Raw genomic sequence first — 19,962 nt, 5'->3', positions numbered from 1 at the left:
TGGACGCTACCGAAGATCATCCGGCGATGTCAGGAGGACCGGGCATTCGGTGCTCCGTCACCCCGTTGCCGGTGCGACCGGCTCCCGGACGTGACCGCGCGGGAGCAGCTCGTGGGCCGCGAACATCCGGTGCAGAAGCTGGATCGCCACCGAACCCTCGCCCACCGCGGACGCCACCCGTTTCACGGAGCCGTGCCGGGCGTCGCCGGCGGCGAAGACGCCGGGCAGGCTCGTCTCGAGCGGCAACGGGTCGCGTTCGAGCGGCCAGGCGCCTTCGCCGAGGTCGCCTCCCGTGAGCACGAACCCCTGCGCGTCCCTGCCGACCTCGGGCGGAAGCCACCCGGTGTGCGGGCGCGCGCCGATAAGCACGAAGAGCCCATCCGCGCCGACCGTCTCCTCGCTGCCGGTCACGCGGTCGCGCAACACGAGGTGCTCCAGCCTGCCGTTGCCCCCACCGCCGACGATCTCGGTCGCCGTGCGGACCCGCACTCCCGGCGTCGCCTCCGCCTCGCGCACGAGGTAGTGCGACATCCCGTCGCCCAGCGACCGGCCTCGGACCACGATCGTCACGCTGGGTGCGTACCGCGCGAGGTACAGCGCGGCCTGCCCTGCCGAGTTCCCGCCACCGAGGACGTAGACGTCCCGGCCGCACATCGCGGGTGCCTCGGACGTCGGGCCGCCGTAGAAGACACCGGCCCCGTTGAGCGCCTCGAGCGCCGGCACGCCGAGCCGGTGGTAGCTGGCGCCCGTCGCGAGCAGCACCGCGCGGGACCGCACGCGGGCGCCGGTGGAGAGGGTGACGGACAACTCGCCGTGTTCGCGCCGCAGTCCGGTCACCTTCTGCATGAACGCGAACTTCGCCCCGAAGACCCACGCCTGGTCGTACGCCCGCTGAGCAAGGCGACGGCCGCTGACGCCTCGGGGAAAGCCGAGGTAGTTGCGGATCAGCGAGCTCGACGTCGCCTGTCCGCCGAGCCCGCCCTCGTCCACCACCAGGGTGCTGAACCCTTCCGACGCGCCGTACATGGCCGCCGAGAGGCCCGCGGGCCCGGCGCCGACGATCACGAGGTCGAACTCGGTGCGTTCCGGGTTCACCGGCGAGCCCGCCGCCAGCGCGATGTCGGCGTCGCTGGGATTGGTGAGCACCGTGCCGTTCGGGAAGACGACGATCGGCAGCTCGGCGGGCACCCCCGCGGCGGCGATGTGGGCGCGCCCCTCGCTGGAGTCGGCGAGGCAGAACGCGTGCGGGATGGCACAGCGGCCGAGCACCTGGCGCAGTTCGTAGGCCCGGCCCGACCAGGACTCGCCGACCACGTGGATCGTGTAGGGCGAGCTCCGGCGCGCCTCCGACCACTCGAGCAGCAGGCCCGACACCGCCTGGTGGAAGACCTCGTCGGGGGACGCCATCGGCCGGAGCAGGTAGTGGTCGATCCGGCCCCGCGCTATCCCGTCGAAGATCGCTTCGCCCGTCTCCCGGTCTCCCCACTGCCCCCATTCGATCAGCAGACCGCGCTTCGCGTGTGGATGGAGACGGCGGACGTGAGCGAGCAACTCGCTTCCTGTCATCCCCGACAACCACTGTCCGGAAAGGACCAGGGCGACCTCCTCGCCGTCCGCGGCGAGCTCGTCGAGACACCCTTTCGCCTCGTGCGACGAAGCCACGCTGACGACGCGGTAATGGCGCGCGTAGCGCTCTCGCAACTCCCGCTCGACGTCGCGCAGCACCTCAGCGTTCTCGTCGACGACGACGAGCGTAGCGCCAGACATGCCCCGACTCTAACGCCGCCGCACCACAACACAGAGTTCCCGTTTTACAAGGATCTTGCTCCGAGGCACAGCGACCAGGGGCGCGTGCGGGGGCGTTTCCAGTGGGGTGCCTGCACGCCTGGGCAGATCAGGTCGGCGGTGGCACGCCGGCGGGAGGACGGTGTCTTTCACGCCGTACGTATAACGACCTATACGGCTCGACTTTGTGGGGCCGGATCCAATGGACCGCCTGCGTCAGGTCGCGGGCCGGTCCCCGAGACGCTGGGGACGCCGACGGGCTCCTCGGGTCCGGTCAGCTGGAAGGCGTTCCCTGCCAAGGGGATCGGGGCCTGGTCGCTCCCGGCCGGTCAGGCGGGGCCCGCGCTCGTCGGCGCTCGTCGGCGTGAGAGCACGGACTCCCCGTTGTGGGCTGTCCTCCGGCCGCCGCGCCAGGGAGCTCGGAGCTCCGCTGGCACACGCGCCGCCGGGAAACCGGTCGCCGACCCGGAAGGGCGCTGTTACCTTGCGGCCGTGGATCTCTTCTCGCGCTCGTGGGCGGCACTGCGCAGCGCGGTGGCGGGACTCGCCGACGAGGACTTCGCCCGGCCCTCCGGCTGCACCGGCTGGCTTGTGCGCGACCTGGCGTGCCACCTCGTCATCGACGCCCAGGACGTCCTGATCACCCTCGCGACCCCCGTGGATTCGGAGCCGACGCGGGACGCGGTGACCTATTGGAACGTCGTCGAACCGCCGACCGGCACGGACCCGCTCGACGCGCTGATCGTGCGCCTCGCCGCCGCGTACGAGGAGCCGTGGTTGCTCAAGTTCCACCTCGACGACGTCGGCTCCGCGGCCGGGCGGGCGGCGGAGCTCGCCGACCCGGAGCTGCGGGTCGGCACGCGCGACGAGGTCCTCACCGCGGGCGACTACCTCGCCGCGTACGTCCTGGAGTGGACGCTGCACCACCTCGATCTGATCGCGCACCTGCCGGACGCGGCCGGGCCGCCCGCCGAGGGCCTCGCCCGCTCCCGCGAGCTGCTGGAGAAGATCGCCGGGTTCGCGTTCCCTCGGTCGTGGCCGGACACGGACGCCCTGCGCGTCGGTACGGGGCGGCGGGCCCCGAGCGACGCGGAGCACGCGGAACTGGGCGACGTGGCCGCGAAGCTCCCGCTCGCCCTCGGCTGAGCGCCGTTCGCGCAGGTCATGGCCACCGGCCAGCGATGGCCGCCGCGCGACCTTCCCCTGGCCCGCCGCCACCCGCACCGTGATGATCATGTCCGGCGAGGGGCCGGGCGGTGGATCCAAGGAGGATGACGCGTGGCAACGGTAACCAACCGCCGATGGCTCGCCGGACTCGCGGGCGGCGTCGCGCTGGCCGCCACGGCGACGGTCACGCGGTCGCCGCAGCTGGTCGGCGCCGACGGCATCGCGCTCGACGTCCACGGCGCGATCTACGTCGTCACCGCGCAGAACCTCGTCCTGCGGGTGGGCGCCGACGGCGCGATCGAGACCCTCGCGACGGCCGCCGACGGGCTGAACCAGCCGAGCACGGCGGCGTTCGGAACGGCGCGCGGCGACCAGCGGACGCTCTACATCGCCAACTTCTCGCTGTTCTCGCCGACCCCGACCCCGGGTGTGCTGACCCTCGACGTCGGCGTACCGGGACGCCCGCTCCCGTAGGGTCACGTCACGATCAGGTGGCTCCGGTGGTGCCGTGGGGTCCCGGCCTCGTCGAGCAGACTCAATGCGAAGTCGGCGTAGGAGATTCGGGCCTCGGGCTCGCCGTGGGCGCGTACCTCGTACCTGCCCGTGGGCTCGCCCTCGTGGCCGAAGTCGCCCGCCGGGGTGACGTAGACCCAGTCCAGCGCGTCGCCCTCGTCGCGGACGACCGTGAAACCGGCTTCGTGGGCCAGGCAGAAGGCTCGGAACTCGGCGGGGAAGCCGGGCGCGTCCACCGCGCGGGTCCCGTCGGCGCCGGGCAGCAGCACGGACAGTCCGATCGCGACGAGTCTGTCCACTCCGGCCCGGGGCAGCCCCTTGACGAGCGCCCGTGCGGCGCCGGGGAAGAATGCGTCCGGATCGGTGCCCTCGCCGTACACGGCGGCCGCGTGGATCGCGGCGTCGTGCCCGGCCGCGAGAGCGGCCACGGTCGCCACGTCGGTGACGTCACCGGCCGCGATCCGCACGCCCTCGGTCGCCAGGCCGCCGTGCCGCACGGGGTCGCGCACCACCGCGGTGACGTCGTGTCCACGTCGGCGTGCCTCGGCCACGGCCGACCTGCCCGCGCGGCCACCCGCGCCGAAAACGACGATCTTGCTCATCCCCGGAATACCTCCCGTCGAGTAGGTGCTCTGGAAGCTATCCAGCGGGGCGGTTACCACCTGGATACCGAGACAGGCAGGAGAGCACCCATGAGCGACCGGCGGCCGCTTCCCCGCGACATGTTCGATGAGGTCTGCCCGTCCGGGCTGGTGCCGTTCCGCTTCGGTGACAACAAGTGGTCGGCTCTGGTGCTGCGGTGCCTGGAGGACGGCCCGCGCCGGTTCTCCGAGCTGCGCGTGCCGCTGCACCGCGTCACCCCGAAGGTGCTGACCCAGTCGCTGCGCGGCCTGGAGCGCCGCGGGCTCATCTCGCGCACGGTGCGGTCCGGCCCGGCGCCGCACGTCGAGTACGCGCTGACGCCCTTGGGGCGCGGCATGCTGGAGCCGCTGGCGACCGCATGCGCGTGGGCCGCGGAGAACTGGGACCAGATCCTCGATGCGCGGGAGCGGCACCCGTAGGCTGGCGCCGTGCCGGAGTCCTCACCGTCCGATCAGCTGCGTTTCGTCGGCGTGTCACTGGACTGCGCCGATCCCGATGAGCTGGCCGCGTTCTACGTCGGTCTGCTCGGCGGCCGGTTGCTGTGGAGCGAGGAGCGCAGCGCGGCCGTGCAGGTGCCGGGACTGCTGCTGGTGCTGCAACGGGTGCCGGACTACCAGCCGCCGGTCTGGCCGGGGACCTCGATCGTGCACCTGGATCTGAGCGCGGGGGAGAAGCTCGCCGAGCCCGAGCAACGGGCTCTCTCGCTTGGCGCGACGAGGGCCGAACCTCAGCCCGATCCGCGCTGGCGGGTGTTGCTGGATCCGGCCGGGCACCCGTTCTGCATCACCACCCTCGCGCCACCCCCGGAGCTGCTGGAGTCCGCGTACGGACGATGACGGCCGGTCAACCGCCGCGGACGTTCACCGATTGGCACGTGGCGCGTCGCCCGCGGAGGAGCGCGTCGTTCACCCGGCGTCGGGCCCGGATTTCGATCATGACCGTGCCTCCCCGCGAGCACGCGAGTGTCTGCGTGCCGCTGCCGCCTACGGCGTCGGGCCGGCGACGCGCACCGCGCTGGGGCGCCTCGAGCTCCACTGGCAGGACTCGCAGCGTCGTGCAGCCGTGATGGGCCTGCGTGACTTCGACATCCAGGTGCACACCGCCGAGGGCCGGCGCACGGTGAGGGAAGCCGGGGGCAACGAGGCCGGGCCGGATCACCGCCACGTTCGAACCCGTCCAGGACGGCCGGGTCCCGGTCGTCGCGTGCGGCCCCGACGGCCACAGGTACTCCCGGATCGTCGAGCTCGAGGTGTAGGCCTCCTGGCCGCGGATTTCACGCGCTCGCCACACTCCGGTTGGCCCGTTCGTCGGCGCTCGCCAGCCAGAAGAACACGAACGGCAGCACGACCTCGATGCCGGTCAGCACCACCTGGAACCACTGTGGCGGGCCATGGATCGCCAGCGAGAGCAGCCTGCCCGCACCGCCGAGCAGGAAGATCCCGGACAGCCACCGCACCACGGTCGCGGAGATCGGTGACCGCCGTGCCGCCCACACCCAGAGCAGGCCGTAGCCCAGGAACAGCGCGCCGTAGAACCGTTCGCGGCTGTCGACGGTCGCCCCTGCCGAGCCCTCGCCCGGCACCGAGTCGATGCCCAGCGCGAAGTGGAACACGCCGATGGCCGCGCAGACGATCCCCATGAGCAGCGCGAGCGATCTCAGCAGCCTCGCCATGTCGAGCACCCCCCTTGCGCACTAGTAGACACGCGTCTACTAGTGAATTCGAAGCTACTGCCGCTGGTAGACACGTGTCAAGTAGCGTGGTGAGATGACCACTCGCAGCAGGCTCCTCCCCGCCGAACGCCGCAGGCGGCTCCTCGACGTGGGCGCCCGGCTGTTCGCGGCCAGGCCGTACGCGGACGTGCTGATGGAGCACGTCGCCGAGGAGGCAGGCGTCTCAAGAGCCCTGCTGTACCGGTACTTCCCGAACAAGCGGGACCTGTTCGCCGCCGTGTACCAGCGCGCCGCGGACCGGCTCCTGGCACAGACGAGGCTCGAGCCAGGGTTGCCGTTGTCGGCGCAGCTGGCGGCCGGCCTCGACGCGCACTTCGAATACTTCGTCGCGAACCGCAACACCGTGCTCGCGGCCAACCGCGTGCTCGCGGGGGACCCCGTGATCCAGGCCGTCATCGAGGGCGAGCTCGACGTGCTGCGCGGCAGGCTGCTCGACGTGACCGCGTTCGAGGACCGGGACCGGGAGCTGGTCTCCTCGGCGCTGATGAGCTGGCTGGTGTTCGTGCGCGCGCTGTGCGTCGAGTGGCTGACCACCGAGGCGTTCTCGCGCGCGCAGCTGCGCGACATGTGCGTCGGTGCCTTGCTCGGCGCGCTCGGCGCCGTCGTCGATGTCGACCGGCTCGAGCGCCCTGGCTAGGACGGGCTCACGGGGTGGGCGGGCCGGTCGAGGCGCGAACGACCACCTCGACGGGCTCGGCGACGACCTCGGTGATGTCGTCCTGCGGGTGCGTGGTGGCGAGCAGTTCGAGCGACCGCCTGCCGAGACCCTCCAGTGGCATCCGCACGGTGGTGAGCGCGGGGACGAGGTGGCCGGCGAGCGACATGTCGTGCATGGCGATGACGGACATGTCGCCGGGCACCGAGAGTCCCGCTTCGTGCAGGGTGCGGAGCGCGCCGACCGCGGAGGCGACGTTCGCGACGAACACCGCAGTGGGGCGGGGCCGGACCGCGAGGAGTTCCCGCATCGCCGCCGCCCCGCCCTCCGGGGTGTAGTCGGCGTGGGCCGTGTAGCGGGTGCCGGTGCGCAGCCCGGCGGCCGCCATCGCCGCGGTGTAACCGGCTCGCCTGCGGCGGGCGGTGTCCGCGGTCTCCGGGCCCGCCAGGTGCGCGATCCGGCGGTGACCGAGCGCCGCGAGGTGCTCCACGGCCAGTCCGCTGCCGCGCTCGTCGTCCAGCACCACATATCGCCGCGAGCCCTCGATACGGCGGTTGACCAGCAGCCAGGGCACCGACGCCGAACGCAGCCGCTCCAGCTCGTGCCCGGATTCCTCGCCCGCGAACAGCAACCCGTCGACGCGGCTCTGGCCGAGCAGGTCGAGATAGTGCTGGAGCCCCAGCCGGACGCCGCCGGAGCTCGCGGTCATGAGCCCGTAGCCCAGCTGGTTCGCGGCCTGCTCCGCCCCCTTGATGATCTCGGCGTACACCGGGTTGGCGAAGTCCGGGATGAAGAGCCCGAACATGTAGGCCCGCGCGGTGCGCAGGCTGCGAGCTGCCGCGTTGGGCCGGTAGCCCAGCCGCTCGATGGTGTCCAGCACGCGCTGCCGGGTCTCCTGCCGCACACTCAGCCTCGGGTCGTCGTTGATGACCCTGGACACCACCGAGCGGTCGACGCCCGCGACCGTCGCCACGTCCGCGAGCGTGACCTTGCCGCTGTGTGCCTGCTTGGGCCTGCCCGGCATCACGTCCTCGCCTTCGCTGTGACTACGACCTGGCCCGGAGTCTAGCCGTCACGTCGGGCCCGGCCGGGTCATGCGGTGTGCCGGAGGCTGCACCATTTCCAGCACGGCGCCGTCGGGGTCCTCGAAGTAGCAGGTGAAACCGCCCTCGTTGACACCGGCGGTGATCGCGTTGGGCGGTGAGTAGAACTTCACCCCCGCCGCGGAAAGCTCGGCGTACCGTTCGTGGATGTCGTCGACGGTCAGCGCGAGATGCGCGGCGCCCGGGTCGCGGATTTCGATGCCGAGTCGCCTGCCCACCGGGTTCAGGTACTGGACGAGTTCGAGGTCGTGGCTCGAGAGGTTCCGCGGCTGGCCCGGCACCGCGAGCTGCGCCACGCGCAGGTGCGCGTCGGGATAGCCGACCAGCGCGCTGGTGTAGGCGTTGCGTTGTTCCTGTGTGTGCACCAGCTCGAAACCCAGCCGGTCGCGGTAGAACGCCACCGAAACGTCCAGATCGGACACTGTGAAGCTGAAGTGCCAGACACCGTGCAGCATGTCGCTCCTCAATCCATTTCCAGTCCGCCACAGACGTTGACCGCCTGTGCGGTGATGTACGACGCGGCAGGGGAGAGCAGGAACGCCACCGTCTCGGCGACCTCCACCGCGGAAACGGTGCGGCCCAACGGGATCCGGGCCACCATCCGGGCGTAGGACTCCTCGGGGGTGATGCCCTCGAGAACGGCGCGCTCCCGGTGGATCGCCTGCGTCATCTCGGTGTCGACCACACCCGGGCAGACGGCGTTCACCCTGACCTGGTCGGCGGCCAGTGCTTGCGCCGCCGAGCGCACGAGGCTGATCACTCCCGCCTTGCTGGCCGCGTAGTCGGCCGAGGTCGGCCGGGCGCCCCGGCCCGCCACGGAGGAGATCGCGGTCAGCGCCCCGCCGCCGTGTGCGCGCGCTCGCCGGGCCGCTTCCTGGAGGAGAAGGAAGACGCCCTTGAGGTTCACGGCCATCGTGGTGTCCCAGCAGTTCTCGGACAGCTCGAGGAACGGGCCGTTGCGCATGATCCCGGCCGCCGCGACCGCGAGTGTCACCGGGCCCAGCTCCTGTTCCGCGGCGGCCACGACGTCCCGGACCGCGGTGCCGGACGTGATGTCCGCGGGGAAGGTCGCCGCGCGGCCGCCGCGCGCGGTGATCAGCTCGGTCGTTTGCCTCGCGCCGTCGGCGGCGATGTCGGTCACCGCCACGTGCGCGCCCTCGTCGGCCAGTAGCAGCGCGCAGGCTCTGCCGATGCCGCCCGCCGCGCCGCTGACGATGGCGGTCCTGCCTTCGAAACGTCCCACTTCGTTCCTCCTTCAGGGCTTTCCGGCGCGCCACTGGGCGAGTGCCGCGTCGACGGTCAGCTGCGGGTCCCCGACGTACCGCTCGGGGGACACCGGCTCGAAATCATCCGGCAGTACGTCGCGCAGGGCGTCGGCCAGGGACTCGCCGCTCGCCCGGCAGCGGCCCACCGCCTCGTAGACGGCGTCGTGCGCGCGCTCGCGGCCGAGCCGCGGCGCCAGCAGCATCATGTACGCCTCGGCCAGGACCAGCCCGCCGTCCGCGTCGAGGTTGGCGCGCATGGTTTCGGGAAAGACCTGCAAACCCTCCACAATGGAGGAAGAGGTGCGCAGCGCGGCGGCGCACAGGCTCACGAGCTGGGGGAGCACCTGCCATTCCGCCTGCCACTCTCCCGCCGCGCGTTCGTGCCCGGCCTCCATGGCACGGAACAGCGAGGAGGCGAGCGCTCCCGCCGTGGCCGAGAGGCCGATGACCGCCTCGGACTCGATGGGGTTGGCCTTCTGCGGCATCGTCGACGAGGCGCCGCGGTGATGCCCGGACGCCTCGCTCAGCTCGGCGATCTCCGTACGGGAGAGGTCGACCACCTCGCGGGCCAGCCGGGCGCAGGTGGCTGTGAACAGCGAGCAGGCCAGCCCGAACTCGGCGAGCCCGTCCCTGGCGACGTGCCACGGGACGTCGGTGGTGCGAAGGCCGAGCAGCTCGGCCACACGCGCCCGCAGTGCGGGGGCGGTCGCGCCGTAGGCGGCGGAGGTGCCGCCCGCACCGAACAGGGAGACGACACCGAGCCGCTCCCGTGCCGTTGCCAGCCGGTCGCGGTGGCGGGCCAGCTCGGCGAGGTAGGTGGCGAGCTTGGCGCCGAACGTGGTGGGCACGGCCTGCAGCGCGTGAGTGCGGCCGGCGATCACCGTCGACACGTGCTCGCGGGCCAGCTCGGCCAGTGCGTCACCGAGCCGGGTGAGCAGCTCGTCCAGCCGGTCCGCGGCGTCCGTCAGCTGCAGGGCAAGGCCGGAGTCCATGATGTCCTGTGTCGTCGCTCCGTAGTGGACCCGCCCGCGGCGCTCCTCCGGAAGCGCGGCGTCGATCTGCCGGATCAGCGACAGGATCGGGTAACCGACGGTGCGGGTTTCCTTCCACAGTCGCGAACGGTCGATGTTCGCCGGCGTCGAGGCGGCAGCGATGGCGTTGGCATCGGCCGGATCGAGCTGGCCGAGCTCGCCTTGCGCGGTGGCCAGAGCGGCTTCGACCCGCAGCCACGAGCTGATCATGGCGTCCTCCGACAGGATCGCCGCCATTTTCTCGTCGCCGTACAACCCGAGCAGCATCTCGAAGCGGTGCGGGCCCATCGTCCTCCCTTGTCGTAGTCAATCGTTTGTCTTACCGTACTGTCGCAGTCGCACTAAGGCAATGATCGAGAGATCAATCGTTTGACTTCTACAGGACGGAGGTGGCGATGACACGGGAAGGGCCCGAGGCCGATCTGCTCGCGATGTGGCGGATCCGTGCCTTCGAGGAGAAGCTGCGGGAACTGCACAAAGCCGGTGACCTGCTTGGCTCTGTGCACCTGTGCATCGGGCAGGAGGCCGGGCCCGTCGGCGCGTGCACCGCGCTGACCGAGCAGGACGCACTGTTCGCGACCTATCGTGGCCACGGCTGGGCCATCGCGCGGGGGGTCCCGCTGCGGCCGCTGTTCGCCGAGCTGCTCGGCAGGGCGACCGGGGTCAACGGCGGGCGTGGCGGCTCGGCCTACTTCAGCGCGGCCGACCATGGTTTCCACGGTGAGAACTCCATCGTCGGCGGTGGCGTCTCGCACGCGGTCGGCGCCGCGCTGGCCGGCAGGCACGACGGCAGCGGCCGGATCGCCATGACGGTGTTCGGTGACGGCGCGATGAACCAGGGCGCGGTGGCGGAGGCGATGAACTTCGCGGCCGCGTTCGACCTGCCCGTGCTGTTCCTGTGCGAGAACAACCGGTACTCCGAGCTGACGCCCATCCGGGACATGGTGCGCAACGAGGCGCTCACCGACAGGGCGACCGCGCTGGCATCGCCGCCACTCGCATCGACGGAAACGACCCGGCCCTCGTGCGCTCCACCGTCGCCCGGTACGCCGACGCGGCGCGGGACGGCCGGGGCCCCGCGTTCGTCGAGCTGATCACGCAGCGACTTGTCGGCCACTACATCGGCGACGTGCAGCAGTACCGCACCCGCGCTGAGCTGGAGGAGGACGGTCGCGCCGAGCCCATCGCGCGGGCCACGGCCGCGCTCGCGGAGTCCGGAGTGGACACGGAGGCGATCGAGCGCGCCGCCCGTGACGAGGTCGACGCGGCAGCGGCGACCGCGCTGGCCGATCCGCCTGCCGACCCAGCGACCGCGAAGGAGCACCTGTATGCCTGAGCTGAACTACGCCGGCGCGGTCAACGCGGCGCTGCGCCGGTGCCTGGAGGAACTGCCTGAAACGCTGCTCTACGGCGAGGACGTCGCCAAGCCGGGCGGCGTGCACGGGGTGACGCGCAGGCTCTGGAAGGACTTCGGCGACCGGGTGTTCGACACGCCGATCAGCGAGTCGGCGATTCTCGGCACCGCCGTTGGAGCCGCGATGATGGGCAGGCGGCCGATCGTCGAGATCATGTGGGCCGACTTCTTCCTCGTCGCGCTCGATCAGCTGGTCAACCAGGCTGCGAACATCCGTTACGTCTCGCAGGGGCGACTGGCGGCGCCGTTGACGGTGCGGACCCAGCAGGGCAACTCGCCCGCCGCCTGTGCCCAGCACTCGCAGAACCTGGAAGCGCTGTTCACGCACGTGCCCGGCCTGCGCGTGGTCGTGCCGTCCACGCCGCAGAACGCCTACGACTCCATGGTCTCGGCGGTGTACTGCGACGACCCGGTGGTGGTGTTCGACAACCGCACGCTCTATCTGGGCGAGAAGCAGCAGGTGGCCACCGGCGGCGCGCCCGCGCCGATCGGCGGCAGCACCATGCGCCGTACCGGCGCGGCGGCCACTGTCGTCACCTGGGGAGCCATGACGCACCGCGTGCTCGCCGCCGCCGACCGGCTCGCCGAAGAGGGCACCGAGGTCACGGTGCTGGAGACGCCGTGGCTCAACCCGTTCGACCACGAGGCGGTGCATCGGTCCGTCGCCGCCACCGGCGGGCGCCTCGCGGTGGTACACGAGGCCAACGTCACCGGCGGGTTCGGCGGCGAGGTCGTGGTGCGTGCGCTGGAGGCCGGTGTGCTGTCCGGCAGGCCGTTGCGCCTCGGCGCGGCGGACACCCGCATTCCGGCGGCGACCGCACTGGCCGGTGCGCTGATCCCGGACACCGAGCAGATCCTGACCGAGCTGCGGAAGTTCACCCGCGCCTGAGGACCGACGGAGAGTCAACGATGACCAAGATCCGCTACCGGGTGTTCGCGATGAACTTCCTGGCCTGCCTGATCAACTACGGGGACCGGGTGGCGCTGTCGGTGGCCGCGCCCTTCATCCTCGCGGAGTTCGACTTCTCGCCCGCTGTCTGGGGCGTGATCCTGAGCGCGTTCTTCTGGACGTACTCGCCCTTCGCGCTCGTGGGCGGGCTGATGGTGGACCGGATCGGGGTCCGGCGCGCGTACACGGTGTGCATGCTTTTCTGGTCGCTGACCATCCCGCTGACGGCGAGCGCCTGGAACGCGGTGTCATTCATCATCGCGAGGCTGTTGTTCGGCGCGGGGGAGGGGCCGCAGGCGCCGATCAGCACCAAGCTGACGGCCAACTGGTTCCCCCGCAGGCAGACCTCGACGATGCTCAACCTCGCGCAGGCGGGTACGACGATCGGCCCGATCATCGCGACCCCGCTGATCATCTGGGCCTGCACGTCGATCGGCTGGCGTCCCACGTTCGTCCTGCTCGCCTCTTTCGGCGTGGTCTGGTGCGCGGTGTGGTGGTTCGTGGCGAGGGACCGGCCCGCCGACCACCCGAAGGTCGACGACGCGGAGCGCGCGTTCATCACGGCTGACCACGAGTCCGCGGCCGAGCGGTCGGCCGCGCGGCAGACCGCGGGGTTCTGGGAGCTGCTGCGGGACCGGCGCATCGTCGCGCTCGCGATCGCGTTCTTCGCCTACTCCTGGGTGCTGTTCATGTTCATGACCTGGTACCCCCAGTACCTGGTCGACGCGCGCGGCGTGGACAAGGGCGATCTCGGTGGTATCGGGACGATCCCGTGGGTCGCGGCGACGGCGGGGCTCGTGGTCGGTGGGCTGGTGGCCGACCGGCTGATCCGGCGCACCGGCAGCTTCGTCACGCCGCGCAAGTGGATGATCGTGGGCTGTCTGGTGGCGGTAGCGGTCTGCTTCGGTCCCTCGCCGCTGGTGAGCTCGCCGACGCTGGGCATGGTCCTGGTGTGCGTGGCGACGTTCTTCCTGCTCGCCAGCTACCAGTACCAGGCGCTCGTCGTGGCATTGGTTCCGTCCCGCTACACCGGGCGGCTCGCCGGTGTGATCCAGATGTGCTCGACGCTGGCCGGGATACTCGCGCCGATCGTGACCGGTGCGGTGGTGCAGGCCACTGGCAGCTACACGTCGGCGTTCGTCTTCGCCGGCGTGCTGACGCTCGGCGGCGCACTGGCGGTGCTCATCCTGGTGCGGGAGCGTGGGCGGACCCCGGCCGAGGTGCCGGTGTGAGCGGAGCGGGGAGCCGGGCCGGTCCGGCTCCCCGCGCGCCGCTACAGCAGCTCGGCGGAGACGATGGCGGGCAGCTGGCGGAGGCTCTCCAGCAGCTGCTCGACGTCGGTGGTCATGATCGTGCAGACGACGCTGCTCTCGGCGACGCCGTCGTGGATGTCGACGGTCAGGTCGTGCACCTGGTATCCGCCCTGGTGCAGGGCCGAGGACAGGGTGAGCAGCCCTTCGACACCCCCGGTGAAGTAGGTGGCGATCCGGCGGCGCATGGGGAACGCCGCGCGGGCAGAGGGCATGCGATGTGTGGCTGGGCCGATGGCGAGAGACATGGAGGATCTCCAGTTCGAGGACTGACAGGATCCGGGCCAGGCCCCGAGAAGAATGCCGCTCGTCCGCGGTCGGCAGCGCTGCGCGCCGGCGACCTGGGTTCAGCCGGCGCGCCTCACTACTACGTCTCGCTTCGACGTCAGAGGCAGCTGCATGCCAGGCACGGTAGCAGACGTCGCCCGCGATCTCGACCCGCGTAGCGCGGACAGGAGTCCCGCGCCTCCGGGAGCAAGCGGAGGCCGAGTCGCACCAGGCACTGAGCGACCGTGGGTTCCGGAACAACAGGGACGAGGTCTGCGCCCGTGTCGAGCGCCGCAACGCCCGGTTCCTGGAGCGCCTCGTCGTGCGGGGCCGAGCCCGGCCCGTGGTCCCTCGGTGCTGATCTCGGTCCCGGTGACCGGACTGGTCGCCCGGTTCGCCGAGCCGGACGGGCTCCCGGCGCCGGGGACGAGGTCGCCGACATTCACCTGCGCCTGGCGGGGATGACCGAGGAAAGAGCGCGCGCCTCAGCGCAGGTGGCCGCTCTCGTGCAGGTGGTCGAAGATCAGCCGGTTCACCGGCGACACGCGGTCGCGGTCGGCGTAGATCAGCCAGCGCAGCTCGTCGATCTCGCCGGCGGGTGCGGGTGTGCCCCGGTAGTCGGCGGTGTAGCAGGTCATGCGCACCACGGTTCCGCCGGTGCGGCCGTGTGCCTGTGCCTCGAAGGTGCCGACGTGCACGGCGGTGCCGGGCTCGATGTCGACGGTGAGCTCCTCGCCGATCTCCCTGGCGAGGGTCTCGAGATCGGTCTCGCCGGGCTCGCGTTTGCCGCCGGGGAGGTAGTACACGTCCTTGCCGCGCGACCGCGCACCGAGGAGCCTGCCGTCCTCGATCCGGAGCCAGGCGATCTTGTCGATCGTCGTCATGGTCCCTTCCTACCGCGCTCCAGCGCCTCGCCGATGCGGCGCACCCCCTCGGGGAACGCGCCCGGGTTCGGGCCCGCGTAGTTGAGCCGCAGGTACGGCCCCGTGGGCTCGGCGGGGAACCACTCGGTGCCCGCGGCGACGATCACCCCCGCGGCTTCACAGTCCCGCACCAGCCGGGCCAGGTCGGTGGCGTCCGGCAACCGTACCCAGAGGTTCAGCCCGCCCTGGGGGATCGTGTCGAGGTGCGCGGCGGGGACGTGTTCGGCCAGAGCGCAGGTGAGCAGGTCGCGGCGGGCGGCGAGCTGGTGCCGGAGCCCGCGCAGGTGCGTGCGCCAGGCCGGCTGGGTCACCACGTCGAGCGCGGCGGCCTGCAGGAGGCCGCTCACGTACATGGCCTCGGCCTGGACGTCGCCGAGGATGCGCTCGCGCGCGGGGCCTCGCGCGATGATCCCGGCGACGCGCACGGCCGACGACACGCTCTTCGTCAGCGACCGCAGGTACACGACGTGCCCGCCGTCGTCGCGCGCGGCGAGCGGCACGGGGTCGGCGGTGATCCCGAAGTCGTGCGCCCAGTCGTCCTCGATCAGGAAGGCCCCGTGCCTGCGCACAGTGTCGAGCACCTGGTCGGCCACGTCGGGCGACCAGCGCGCGCCGGTGGGGTTGGCGAAGTTCGGCTGTGCGTAGCAGGCGCGGGCGCCGGTGCGCTGGAAGGCGCGGGCCAGCTCGTCCGGGTCCGGCCCGCCGCCGCCGCTGGGCACCGGCACGAGCTGAACGCCCGCCTGCCTGGCGGCGAGGATCGCGCCCCAGTAGGTCGGTGACTCCATCAGCAATGGCCTGCCCGCCCCGGCCAGCGCGCGGAACGCGGTGCTGAGCCCGCTCTGACTACCCGGTATGACGATCGCGTCGCTCGGCGCGGGCGGCGTGATCCCGGCCGGGCAGGCGGCGCCGAGTTCGGCCGCGAACCAGGCCTGCAGTTCCGGGAGTCCCGCCGCGGGTGGTCTGCTGACGGCCGCGGCACCGCGGGCGGCGCGGGTGAAGGCGGTCCGCACGAGCCGTTCGGGTAGCAGTTCCCGGTCGGGGAAACCCGAGTGCAACGCGATCACGTCGTTCGGCACGGTGCGCAGCGGGGTGGACAGCGCGGGGGAGCGGTTCGCCGGAGACCCCAGCGCGGCGGTCTGCCAGCTGTAGTCGTGCGGACGGGCGACCCGCACCGCACGGACGAAAGTGCCGACACCGGGACGGCTTTCGATCATTCCCCGCGCGGCGAGCACCCGCAGGGCCTTCTGCACCGTGACGGGGCCCGCGCCGTAGCGTGCCGCGAGTGCGCGGGTGGACGGCAGCTTCGCACCGGGCGCGGCCGTGGCGATCCAGTCGCGGAGCCCCGCGACGATCCGGCCACTGCTATCGTCGGACATGTCAGCCAATAGTAGCGCTACTCGCTCCGGTGCTTCGGCGCTATCGCAGCACCCGGCCGGCCTCTGGTGGGGGCTGCTCGGGGTCGCGGCGTTCTCGTGCACCGTCCCGTTCACGCGCTTCGCCGTCGAGGACGGCGGGCTGTCGCCGCTGTTCATCGGCTCCGGCCGGGCGGTGGTCGCCGCGCTGCTCGCGGCCGCCGCACTGGCGCTCACCGGGCAGCGGCCGCCCCGCGGCACGCAGTGGGTCCGCGTCGCTGTGGTCGCCGGGGGAGTGGTGGTGGGCTTCCCGGTGCTCACGTCCTTCGCGCTGACGGCCGCTCCCGCGAGCCACGGCGCCGTCGTGATCGCGCTGCTGCCCGCGGCGACCGCCGTGCTCGCCGTGCTCCGGGGACACGAGCGGCCACCGAGATCCTTCTGGGTCATAGCGGCCGTGGGCGCACTCGCCGCCGTCGCGTTCGCCGCGACGCAGGGCGGTGGACTCGGTGGGCTGCACTGGTACGACCTGTTGCTGTTCGGAGCAGTCGTCGCTGCCGCGATCGGCTACGCCGAGGGCGGGCTGCTCGCGCGCGAGCTCGGAGCCTGGCAGACCGTGTCGTGGGCGCTCGTGCTCGCCGCGCCAATGATGATCGTCCTCACCGGACTCTCGGTGGTCAGGGACCCGCCGAGCGCCACCCCGGCCGGGTGGGCGGCGTTCGCCTACCTGGCCGTGGTGAGCATGTTCCTCGGCTTCTTCGCCTGGTACCGGGGGCTCGCGATCGGCCCGATGACGCGGGTCAGTCAGGTGCAGCTCGTCCAGCCCGTGCTGAGCATCTGTTTGGCCGCGCTGCTGCTGCGCGAGCAGCTCACCTGGCCAACGGTGCTGGGCGGCATCGCCGTGATCGCCTGCGCCGGAACCGCCGTGCGCGCGCGGCTCGGACCGAGCGCGTCGTCCACTGTGGCCGGTGAGGTCACCAGATCTCGCCGGCCCACTCCGGGCGGTCGATGAACGGGTTGCGGTTGTGCTGGAACCGTTCGTGGATCAAGTTGTTGCGGTTGCGTTCGAAGGCGTCCGGCGGGTCGGCGGCGTGCCACTCCAGCAGCACCGAGAGCCTTCCCAGGTAGGGGGCCGAGCCGTTGCCCACCTGGTCGTTCGGCTCGAGGTCGGCGAAACCGTCGGTGCCCTCGTACCGCACCGCCATGTAGAGGATCATCCGTGCGACGTCGCCCTTGACCTCGTCGCGCGGTTCGAAGGAGTCGCCGTCGGTGTAGTTGCCGGGCGCGCCGTCGACCTCGCTGCCGCCGTTGTCGAAGTCCTTGCTGTCGCGGGTGCTGTTGACCTGCACGTCCGTCGGCCGCAGGTGGTGCAGATCGGTGCCGGGGCCGGGCGCGGTGCCGAAGTCGCCGTGGGACTTGGCCCAGACGTGCTCCCGGTTCCAGTCGCCGACGTCGCCACCGTTGCCGTTCTTGGCACGGGATTCGCCGCTGTAGAGCAGGATCACGTTGTTCGCGTTGGCCGGATCCTCGTCGGTGACCTGCAATCCCTCCCACACCTGGTCGTAGGACAGTTGCTCGCTTTCGCTGATGATCTCGTGCAGCCTGGCCTTGAGGGCGTCGCCGGTCAGTCCTTCGGTGCCGGAGTAGTAGTCGTCCTGTGCGGTGGCCGAAGGCGCCAGCACGGTCCCGGTGACCGCGAGCGCGGACAGCGTGCCCGCCAGCGTGCGTACGATTCGAGTGCGCATCTGTTCTCCCCGTGATCGTTTTCGCCCGATCACGCTCGCACGCCGAAGTGCCGGCTCAGTACCGACGAACGTCGTTGACCCCGTGAACTTCCGGTGACGAGCACGCCGACGCAGCCTGTCGAACGGCCTCGGCGAGACCCACGGCGTCGTGGGTCAGGCCGGTGATCGTCACGCTCCTTCGCCCGCCGACGGGGGAGCGCAGAGCGACGCGGTAGTGGACGTCGAGACCCAGTGCTCGCTGGAAAGCGGTGTCCCTGCCGTTGTCCTTGACTCCGGCGATGTCGCTCCAGCTCACCGCCCAGGACGTTCCGGCGTAGGCGTGGCCGAGACCGCCTTGGTACAGCGTGAAGACCTCGTCGGTGCGGGTGGCGGCCAGCCGGGCCTGCCACAGGCCGGCGAACAGCGCGCCCAACCCGAATCCGGTGACGAAAGCGGGGAAGACCATGGCGGATGCCGGTTCGTTGCCGGCGATGAGCAGCATCATCAGCATGCCGAGGCATCCGGCGACAGCGCCGAGGGGCGTGGCCAGGATGGCGATCCTCCGCCTGCGCCGGTTGTCGGTCGGGTACCGTCCGAGCACCGCGCCCAGCTCGCTTTCCGTTGCCATGGTTCACCCTTCCCGAGTCGGTGAAGGCGAAGGTATGGCAGTGCGTCGCGCGGCGGTGCGTGCTGACCGGAGGCTGCCACGACGGTTACCCGGCGCTGTGCTCCGGAGACACGACGACGCCGTCCCCGATATCGCCCGGCACCCAGCGCAGCAGGTCCCCCGGTTGGCAGTCGAGTGCTTCGCAGAGCGCGGCGAGCGTCGTGAAGCGGACCGCCTTGGCGCGGCCGTTCTTGAGGACCGCGAGGTTGGCGGGGGTGATGCCGACGCGGTCGGCCAGCTCGCCCACGGACATCTTGCGCTTGGCCAGCATCACGTCGATGTCGACGGCGATCGGCATCAGATCACCTCCCCGAGCTCGGCCCGCAACTGCGTGGCCTCGGCGTCGCGGGCGACGGCCTGGGCGAGCAGCATCCGCAACACGAGGACGGTGAGCGCGACCCCGAGTATCGCGACGACCGCACCGCACAGCAGGAGCACGATGCCGGGGGCGACGGCCTCTCCGGGAGCCAGCACGACCGCGAGCGCGAACACCAGCAGCGCGCCGGCGACGATCGCGCCGATGACGATGTGCACATAGCGGAACGAGGCGTGGGAGAACACGGTGCCACGGCGCACCATTGTCACCAGCCGCCAGACGCAGACCAGGACCACCTGGATGGTCACGATGCCGAGAACCACGATCACGAGGATCGGGGTGCGCAGGTAGGCGTAGTCGGGGTCGAGCGACTCGAGGTCCCTGGCCAGCAGCGTGACCATCACCGTTTGGACGAACACCGAACCGGCGAGCAGCACCGCGAGCACGGCGCGCAGGGCGAGCACCGTCAGCTTTCCCATCGTCTCTCCTTCGATCGACCCGCGATAGGAATCTATCGAAAGTCGATAGTAGGGGAGACGTATGGCCGCAGGCCACCTCGCTACGGAGTTGTGACCTGACGGGATCTGGTCAACGACCGGTCGCGGCCTCCACGTGCCGAAGCAGCCCCCGCGCGTCGCGGGTCAGGCCGGTGACCGTGATCTTCCGGTTGCCCGCGCAGTGGATCGTGTAGCCGAGGTCGGCGCCCGCCCACCGGGCGAGCGCGGTGTCCTTGCCCCGGCGGACGTCCACACGTTCCACCTCCGCCCACGTGACGCTCACGGGGCGGCCCGCGCGCGTACAGCGAAGGCCGTTGTCGTACAGCTCGAAGACCTCGCCGCGCCGGTTCAGGAACCAGATCCCGAACGCGGCGCCCAGGATCAGCAGGCCGAAGCCGAGCCCGAGCACGGCGCTCGGCAGCAGCAACGGGTCGCCTGCCGTGCCAGCCAGCCGGCCGGCGCCGTCGTCGACCGCCACCCAGAACGCCACCCCGGCCGCGGACACCGCGGCGCCGGCTAGCAGCAGGACCACCGCGAGCCGGCCACGCCGTGCGTTCTCGGTGCTATACGTTCCCAGCACCGTGCCCAGGTCGGTTTCCGTTGCCATGTCGGCCGCCTCCTCGTCGTGGCTTCGACTCCGCACCGGCCGACGG

23 protein-coding genes and 1 pseudogene are annotated in these 19,962 nt (G+C 71.4%); 9 read left to right on the top strand and 15 right to left on the bottom strand.

The genetic code is table 11. The annotated features are described in order from the left end of the window. Window positions 1-57: 57 nt before the first annotated feature. Window positions 58-1,767, bottom strand: coding sequence for an FAD-dependent oxidoreductase (locus DI005_RS28965; protein ID WP_112269968.1), 1,710 nt, complete (start codon window positions 1,765-1,767; stop codon window positions 58-60). Window positions 1,768-2,277: 510 nt separating this feature from the next. Between DI005_RS28965 and DI005_RS28960 the strand changes: the two genes are divergently transcribed. Together DI005_RS28960 and DI005_RS28955 are read left to right on the top strand one after the other, a co-directional pair. Continuing rightward, a complete protein-coding gene (locus tag DI005_RS28960) occupies window positions 2,278-2,931 on the top strand; it encodes a maleylpyruvate isomerase N-terminal domain-containing protein (RefSeq protein WP_113644250.1) in 654 nt (217 codons plus the stop codon). Window positions 2,932-3,063: 132 nt separating this feature from the next. After that, the gene (locus DI005_RS28955) at window positions 3,064-3,426 is read left to right on the top strand and encodes a hypothetical protein (RefSeq protein ID WP_113644249.1); all 363 of its coding nucleotides are present in this window, start codon (window positions 3,064-3,066) and stop codon (window positions 3,424-3,426) included. A gap of 2 nt (window positions 3,427-3,428) precedes the next feature. Here DI005_RS28955 and DI005_RS28950 read toward each other — a convergent pair whose 3' ends face one another. Then, window positions 3,429-4,067 carry an NAD(P)-dependent oxidoreductase gene (locus tag DI005_RS28950; protein ID WP_113644248.1) on the bottom strand — a complete coding sequence of 213 codons (639 nt, stop codon included), beginning with the start codon at window positions 4,065-4,067 and terminating at the stop codon, window positions 3,429-3,431. Window positions 4,068-4,157: 90 nt separating this feature from the next. Between DI005_RS28950 and DI005_RS28945 the strand changes: the two genes are divergently transcribed. Further along, window positions 4,158-4,526: a helix-turn-helix domain-containing protein gene (locus DI005_RS28945; protein ID WP_112269981.1), complete on the top strand. Its 369-nt coding sequence runs from the start codon at window positions 4,158-4,160 to the stop codon at window positions 4,524-4,526. Between the two features lie 9 nt (window positions 4,527-4,535). Beyond that, the gene (locus DI005_RS28940) at window positions 4,536-4,943 is read left to right on the top strand and encodes a VOC family protein (protein WP_233520356.1); all 408 of its coding nucleotides are present in this window, start codon (window positions 4,536-4,538) and stop codon (window positions 4,941-4,943) included. 437 nt (window positions 4,944-5,380) lie between these two features. Here the strand turns inward: DI005_RS28940 and DI005_RS28930 are convergent, their stop codons facing one another. Further along, entirely contained in the window at window positions 5,381-5,779 is a 399-nt protein-coding gene (locus tag DI005_RS28930; protein ID WP_112269986.1) for a DUF4345 domain-containing protein, read from the bottom strand. 94 nt (window positions 5,780-5,873) lie between these two features. On the opposite strand from DI005_RS28930, the gene DI005_RS28925 reads away from it, so the two are divergent. Further along, window positions 5,874-6,476, top strand: a complete 603-nt coding sequence (locus DI005_RS28925; RefSeq protein ID WP_112269988.1) for a TetR/AcrR family transcriptional regulator — start codon at window positions 5,874-5,876, stop codon at window positions 6,474-6,476. A gap of 7 nt (window positions 6,477-6,483) precedes the next feature. Here the strand turns inward: DI005_RS28925 and DI005_RS28920 are convergent, their stop codons facing one another. The 4 genes from DI005_RS28920 to DI005_RS28905 are packed head-to-tail and all read right to left on the bottom strand — an operon-like array spanning window position 6,484 to window position 10,181. After that, window positions 6,484-7,518 (bottom strand): LacI family DNA-binding transcriptional regulator, encoded by a 1,035-nt coding sequence (locus DI005_RS28920; RefSeq protein WP_112269990.1) that lies wholly within the window; start codon window positions 7,516-7,518, stop codon window positions 6,484-6,486. A gap of 48 nt (window positions 7,519-7,566) precedes the next feature. Next, on the bottom strand, window positions 7,567-8,052 hold the full coding sequence (locus tag DI005_RS28915; RefSeq protein WP_113644246.1) for a VOC family protein: 486 nt from the start codon (window positions 8,050-8,052) through the stop codon (window positions 7,567-7,569). Window positions 8,053-8,060: 8 nt separating this feature from the next. Next, window positions 8,061-8,840, bottom strand: a complete 780-nt coding sequence (locus DI005_RS28910) for an SDR family NAD(P)-dependent oxidoreductase (RefSeq protein WP_112269994.1) — start codon at window positions 8,838-8,840, stop codon at window positions 8,061-8,063. A gap of 12 nt (window positions 8,841-8,852) precedes the next feature. Beyond that, window positions 8,853-10,181 (bottom strand): adenylosuccinate lyase family protein, encoded by a 1,329-nt coding sequence (locus DI005_RS28905; RefSeq protein ID WP_199543284.1) that lies wholly within the window; start codon window positions 10,179-10,181, stop codon window positions 8,853-8,855. 107 nt (window positions 10,182-10,288) lie between these two features. Here DI005_RS28905 and DI005_RS28900 point away from each other — a divergent pair. From DI005_RS28900 to DI005_RS28890, 3 genes and pseudogenes are all read left to right on the top strand, one after another. After that, a pseudogene (locus DI005_RS28900) lies at window positions 10,289-11,229 on the top strand (thiamine pyrophosphate-dependent dehydrogenase E1 component subunit alpha). After that, entirely contained in the window at window positions 11,222-12,196 is a 975-nt protein-coding gene (locus DI005_RS28895) for an alpha-ketoacid dehydrogenase subunit beta (protein ID WP_113644245.1), read from the top strand. The pseudogene DI005_RS28900 and the gene DI005_RS28895 overlap by 8 nt, the downstream one beginning before the upstream one ends. A gap of 20 nt (window positions 12,197-12,216) precedes the next feature. Next, window positions 12,217-13,488, top strand: coding sequence for an MFS transporter (locus tag DI005_RS28890; RefSeq protein ID WP_112270000.1), 1,272 nt, complete (start codon window positions 12,217-12,219; stop codon window positions 13,486-13,488). A gap of 41 nt (window positions 13,489-13,529) precedes the next feature. On the opposite strand, the gene DI005_RS28885 is transcribed toward DI005_RS28890, so the two are convergent. The 3 genes from DI005_RS28885 to DI005_RS28875 form a co-directional block, all read right to left on the bottom strand. After that, on the bottom strand, window positions 13,530-13,781 hold the full coding sequence (locus tag DI005_RS28885; RefSeq protein ID WP_233520353.1) for a hypothetical protein: 252 nt from the start codon (window positions 13,779-13,781) through the stop codon (window positions 13,530-13,532). 537 nt (window positions 13,782-14,318) lie between these two features. Next, window positions 14,319-14,717, bottom strand: a complete 399-nt coding sequence (locus tag DI005_RS28880; RefSeq protein ID WP_113644244.1) for an NUDIX domain-containing protein — start codon at window positions 14,715-14,717, stop codon at window positions 14,319-14,321. After that, window positions 14,714-16,132 (bottom strand): PLP-dependent aminotransferase family protein, encoded by a 1,419-nt coding sequence (locus DI005_RS28875; RefSeq protein ID WP_113644243.1) that lies wholly within the window; start codon window positions 16,130-16,132, stop codon window positions 14,714-14,716. Before DI005_RS28875 ends, DI005_RS28880 begins: the two co-directional genes overlap by 4 nt. On the opposite strand from DI005_RS28875, the gene DI005_RS28870 reads away from it, so the two are divergent. Then, window positions 16,131-17,117, top strand: a complete 987-nt coding sequence (locus DI005_RS28870; protein ID WP_113644242.1) for a DMT family transporter — start codon at window positions 16,131-16,133, stop codon at window positions 17,115-17,117. The two genes, DI005_RS28875 and DI005_RS28870, sit on opposite strands and share 2 nt — an antisense overlap. Here DI005_RS28870 and DI005_RS28865 read toward each other — a convergent pair. The 5 genes from DI005_RS28865 to DI005_RS28845 form a co-directional block, all read right to left on the bottom strand. After that, window positions 17,080-17,850 (bottom strand): endonuclease I family protein, encoded by a 771-nt coding sequence (locus DI005_RS28865; protein WP_113644241.1) that lies wholly within the window; start codon window positions 17,848-17,850, stop codon window positions 17,080-17,082. The two genes, DI005_RS28870 and DI005_RS28865, sit on opposite strands and share 38 nt — an antisense overlap. 55 nt (window positions 17,851-17,905) lie before the next feature. Next, entirely contained in the window at window positions 17,906-18,457 is a 552-nt protein-coding gene (locus DI005_RS28860; RefSeq protein WP_112270011.1) for a hypothetical protein, read from the bottom strand. A gap of 85 nt (window positions 18,458-18,542) precedes the next feature. Then, on the bottom strand, window positions 18,543-18,794 hold the full coding sequence (locus tag DI005_RS28855) for a helix-turn-helix transcriptional regulator (protein WP_112270013.1): 252 nt from the start codon (window positions 18,792-18,794) through the stop codon (window positions 18,543-18,545). Beyond that, on the bottom strand, window positions 18,794-19,291 hold the full coding sequence (locus DI005_RS28850) for a DUF2975 domain-containing protein (protein WP_112270015.1): 498 nt from the start codon (window positions 19,289-19,291) through the stop codon (window positions 18,794-18,796). The genes DI005_RS28855 and DI005_RS28850 overlap by 1 nt, the downstream gene beginning before the upstream one ends. 109 nt (window positions 19,292-19,400) lie before the next feature. Then, window positions 19,401-19,916 (bottom strand): hypothetical protein, encoded by a 516-nt coding sequence (locus tag DI005_RS28845; RefSeq protein ID WP_113644240.1) that lies wholly within the window; start codon window positions 19,914-19,916, stop codon window positions 19,401-19,403. Between the last annotated feature and the right edge of the window lie 46 nt (window positions 19,917-19,962).

The sequence above is a fragment of the Prauserella sp. PE36 genome, assembly GCF_003311655.1.
GTDB lineage: Bacteria > Actinomycetota > Actinomycetes > Mycobacteriales > Pseudonocardiaceae > Prauserella_A > Prauserella_A endophytica.
This window is presented reverse-complemented; position numbering and strand designations above follow the sequence as displayed.